This is a genomic window from Castellaniella defragrans, assembly GCF_014203015.1.
Lineage (GTDB): Bacteria > Pseudomonadota > Gammaproteobacteria > Burkholderiales > Burkholderiaceae_B > Castellaniella > Castellaniella defragrans.
Genome location: NZ_JACHIB010000034.1, coordinates 1 through 4600, shown reverse-complemented (window position 1 = coordinate 4600; position 4600 = coordinate 1). Strand labels below are relative to the sequence as shown.

At 61.4% G+C, this 4600-nt stretch carries 3 protein-coding genes; all 3 read left to right on the top strand.

All coding sequences use genetic code 11. The annotated features are described in order from the left end of the window. Window positions 1-268: 268 nt before the first annotated feature. On the top strand, window positions 269-2389 hold the full coding sequence (locus HNR28_RS17975) for a copper-transporting P-type ATPase (protein WP_244978353.1): 2121 nt from the start codon (window positions 269-271) through the stop codon (window positions 2387-2389). Between the two features lie 120 nt (window positions 2390-2509). Beyond that, window positions 2510-3730, top strand: a complete 1221-nt coding sequence (chrA, locus tag HNR28_RS17970; protein WP_151025546.1) for a chromate efflux transporter — start codon at window positions 2510-2512, stop codon at window positions 3728-3730. A 56-nt stretch (window positions 3731-3786) separates the two neighbouring features. Then, the gene (locus HNR28_RS17965; RefSeq protein WP_151025545.1) at window positions 3787-4401 is read left to right on the top strand and encodes a class I SAM-dependent methyltransferase; all 615 of its coding nucleotides are present in this window, start codon (window positions 3787-3789) and stop codon (window positions 4399-4401) included. Window positions 4402-4600 lie beyond the last annotated feature (199 nt).

Genomic DNA, 4600 nt, shown 5'->3' with positions numbered 1-4600 from the left:
CCAGTTCTGCTGCCATCGGGCAGCCGTTCGTTCAACCGTAGGGGGGGTCAGTTTTAGGTGTCGCCAGGGGGTCAATTCCTGGTGTCGCTTGACAACTGCGGCCTGCTCGGTGCAATGTTCGGCGACGGCACGGTACCCGTCCGAACAGCCCGCACGCTCTGGCCGGGCTGGACGCAGAAGAACTTGCACGACCTTAAAGGGAATCCACATGGACCACCATCACACACACCGTCATGACCCACATCCAAGCCACGACAGAGACGGGGACATGGTCGAACCCGTGGATCTCCCCGCAGGCACAATCTACACCTGCCCCATGCATCCGGAGGTCCAGCAGGATCACCCCGGCCATTGCCCGAAGTGCGGCATGGCGCTCGAACCCGTCATCCCGCTGGATACCGAAGACCACAGCGAGCTCGCTGCGTTCGAGCAGCGCTTCTGGTGGACGCTGCCGCTGACGCTCATCATCACTCTGTTTGCCATGGCGGGCCACCGGCTCGCCTGGTTCGACATGGCTACGCAGAGCTGGATCGAGCTCGTGCTGTCGCTGCCGGTGATGTTTTGGGCGGGCCGGACGTTCTTCGAACGCGGCTGGCATTCGGTTGTACACCGCAGCCCCAACATGTGGACGCTCATCAGCCTGGGCACGGGTGCGGCCTTCGTCTACAGCGTGGTCGCGACGCTCGCGCCCGAAGTGTTCCCGCAATCTTTCGTCTCTATGGGGCGCGTCGCCGTGTACTTCGAAGCGGCCGTCGTCATCATTTCGCTGACCCTGCTGGGGCAGATGCTGGAGTTGAAGGCGCGGTCTCAGACCTCCGCCGCCATCAAGGCCCTGCTGGGTCTCGCCCCCAAGACCGCGCGCCGCATCAATGCCGATGGCAGCGAAGAGGACGTGCCGCTCAACCATGTGCATGTAGGCGATTTGCTGCGCGTACGCCCGGGTGAAAAGGTTCCCACAGACGGCGTTGTCACCGAGGGGCAAAGCGCCGTGGACGAATCCATGCTCACCGGCGAGCCATTGCCCGTCACCAAGCGCGTGGGTGATGCACTCATCGGTGCCACGCTCAACACCAGCGGCGCGCTGGTGATGCGCTCCGAGAAAGTGGGTGCGGCCACGATGCTCTCGCAGATCGTGCAGATGGTCACTTCTGCGCAGCGATCCAAGGCGCCGATGCAGCGCATGGCCGATGTCGTGGCCGGCAAATTCGTGCTCACCGTGGTGGCGATCGCCCTGGCCACCCTGCTCGCCTGGGGGTTCTTCGGGCCTGGGCCGCGATGGGTATTCGGGCTCATCAACGGTGTAGCGGTACTCATCATCGCCTGCCCGTGTGCGCTGGGGCTCGCGACGCCCATGTCCGTCATGGTGGCCACCGGGCGCGCAGCAACACAGGGCGTGCTGTTTCGCGATGCGGGCGCCATTGAAAAGATGCGTGAGGTGGACACCCTCATCGTGGACAAGACCGGCACCCTCACGGAGGGCAAGCCCGCCTTCGATACAGTCATCCCGGCACCCGGTTTCACGTCCGATGAGGTACTGCGCCTCGCAGCTAGCCTGGATCAGGGCAGTGAGCACCCGTTGTCCGACGCCATCGTGACGGCCGCGCGGGCTCAGGGTCTACAGCTTTCGGCGGCGGAAGGTTTCGAATCCGGTAGCGGCATTGGGGTGCGCGGCGTAGTCAGTGGCAAACGGCTGGCGTTGGGCAACACCGCCCTGATGGACCAGGAGAACACCGACGTCACGGCGTTGCGAAAAGAGGCCGAGTGGCTGCGCAGCGAAGGCGCGAGCATTATGTACTTGGCAGTGGATGATCATGCTGCCGGCATTCTGGCGGTCACCGACCCCATCAAACCCAGTACACACGAAGCCATCGAAGCCCTGCACCAAAGAGGCCTGCGCATCGTCATGGCAACAGGCGACGGCCTGACCACAGCCCAGTCCGTTGCTGGCAAGCTGGGGATCGACGAGGTGCACGGCGAGGTCAAGCCGGCAGACAAGCTGGCGTTGGTGGAGAATCTGCAGCGGGAAGGCTACGTCGTTGCCATGGCGGGCGATGGCATCAATGACGCACCAGCGCTTGCGCGGGCCGATGTGGGCATCGCCATGGGCACCGGCACAGATGTTGCCATGAACAGCGGCCAGATCACTCTCATCAAAGGCGACCTGCGAGGTATCCTGGCCGCACGCCAGATCTCCTCAGACACCGTACACAATATGCGGCAGAACCTGCTGTTTGCCTTCGTATACAACGGGATCGGTGTCCCCATCGCCGCCGGTGTCCTCTACCCGATCACGGGCTGGCTGCTCTCGCCCATGATTGCGGCGCTTGCCATGAGCTTGAGTTCGGCCTCGGTCATCTTCAATGCCCTGCGACTGAGAAGCGCAAGGTAGCCTGTTCCGCATGCGCACGACAGCTCGTGAGCGTTATATCATCATGCCCAAGGGGAAGAAAGGCCTGACACCGTTCACAAGAGCACAGATCAGAACTCCCACCGACAAGATCAGGCATAAATGACAAGTCCAACAAACGAGTCACGCCAAGTTACCCGCACGCGAGGAACCCCAGCCGAAGTCTTCGGTGCCTTTCTCAAATTGGGTCTAACCTCTTTTGGCGGCCCGATTGCGCATCTGGGCTACTTTCGCTCGGAATTCGTCGAGCGCCGCCGATGGCTGGACGACCACAGTTATTCTGACCTGGTCGCTCTATGCCAGTTTCTCCCGGGGCCTGCCAGCAGCCAAGTCGGCATGGCGCTCGGACTGGGGCGCGCCGGGTGGTTTGGAATACTGGCGGCCTGGGTGGGCTTCACACTGCCATCGGCCATTGTCCTGATCTTGTTTGCACTCGGCATCTCCCAGTATCAGGATCTGGCGCAATCCAGCTGGGTGCATGGGCTCAAGGTCGTTGCGGTGGCCATCGTGGCGCAGGCAGTGTGGGGCATGGCGAAGTCCTTGTGTCCGGACTGTCCGCGCGCTGCCCTGGCGATTCTGGCGGCGTTGCTGACACTGATCCTGCCGTCGGCTACAGGACAGATCGCCGCCATCATGGCGGCGGGACTGCTCGGCTGGTGGGGGCTGAAAATCTCGCGCCCGGCTGGCGACCAGTCACATGCCTACCCGATCTCACGAAGGATCGGAGCGGCGGCCCTGACCCTATACGCCACACTACTCATTGGCCTGCCTTTATGGGCAACGGTCACTGGATCCTCAATAGCAGCCCTGCTGGAAGGTGTCTATCGCGCCGGTGCACTGGTCTTCGGCGGTGGCCATGTGGTGTTGCCGCTCTTACAGACCACTGTGGTGCCCAGCGGCATCGTCGATAACGCTGACTTTCTCGCGGGCTATGGCGCGGCGCAAGCTGTCCCCGGTCCACTATTCACATTCGCAGCCTACCTGGGTGCGGTGGCTCACGGGCCACTGCACGGCTGGGTTGGCGGCCTGATTCTACTTGGCACCATTTTCCTACCCGCGTTCCTCATGCTCGTCGGCGCACTGCCGTTTTGGGAAAATCTGCACCATCGCACAGGCATCCAGACGGCGATGGCCGGTATTAATGCAGGCGTGGTCGGCATCCTATTGTCTGCCCTTTATGATCCCGTATGGACCAGCGCCATTCATGGGCGGATGGATTTCGGCTTAGCGTTGGCAGCGTTCGGATTACTGGTCTACGGACGCATTCCCCCTGTACTCGTCGTCATAGTCACTGCAGCAGGCAGTCAATTTCTGGCGATCTGAGCTTACTCGGGTGCCAGCCCCCGCCATGTTGAAGATCAACCTTAAGGAACATAACCATGGACAGCCGTAAGCACTGGGACCACATCTATGCCACCCGCTCCGTGCGAGACGTGAGCTGGTATCAACCACATGCTGACCAATCGCTGGCACTGATCAAACGCATCGCCTCCGGACGGCCAAGCCGTGTGATTGATGTGGGCGCAGGGGCCTCTACACTGGTCGATGACCTGCTGGCACAACGCCATTTCGAGGTCACCGTGCTGGATCTGTCCGATACAGCATTAGAAGCCGCACGCCAACGATTGGGTGTCCAGTCAGCACAGGTGCAATGGCTGGTTGGTGATATCACGGAAGCGACCCTTCCAGCCGATACCTACGATATCTGGCACGATCGAGCCGTCTTTCACTTCCTCACCGAGCCGGCGCAACGAACGGCCTACGTGGCCCAAGTACGCCACGCGCTGCGGCCAGGAGGACACGTCATCGTCGCAGCCTTCGGCCCCGACGGCCCCCTCCAGTGCAGTGGCCTGCCGGTGATGCGTTACAGCCCTGACGCACTGCACAGCGAATTCGGAGATGCTTTCGAACTCGTGGAACACGCAACTGAAGCTCACCACACACCAGGCGGCACGATTCAACAGTTCGTGTACTGCTACTGCATCATGCACTGAGATTGCCCGAACGAACGAGATCGAGTTAAAAAAGCTCTATGCGAACCCGGAAGAACACCGCTCTGATCGGTTAACGTGGATGGCAGGGCAACGCGTGTTGTCGCGTAAGCGCTCCATCTCCTCCATAATTGTTCGCTCTCGGGCCTTCCGGCATCGTATCGGTGTTGAACAAATACCGGAGAATCGAGAATGTCAGATG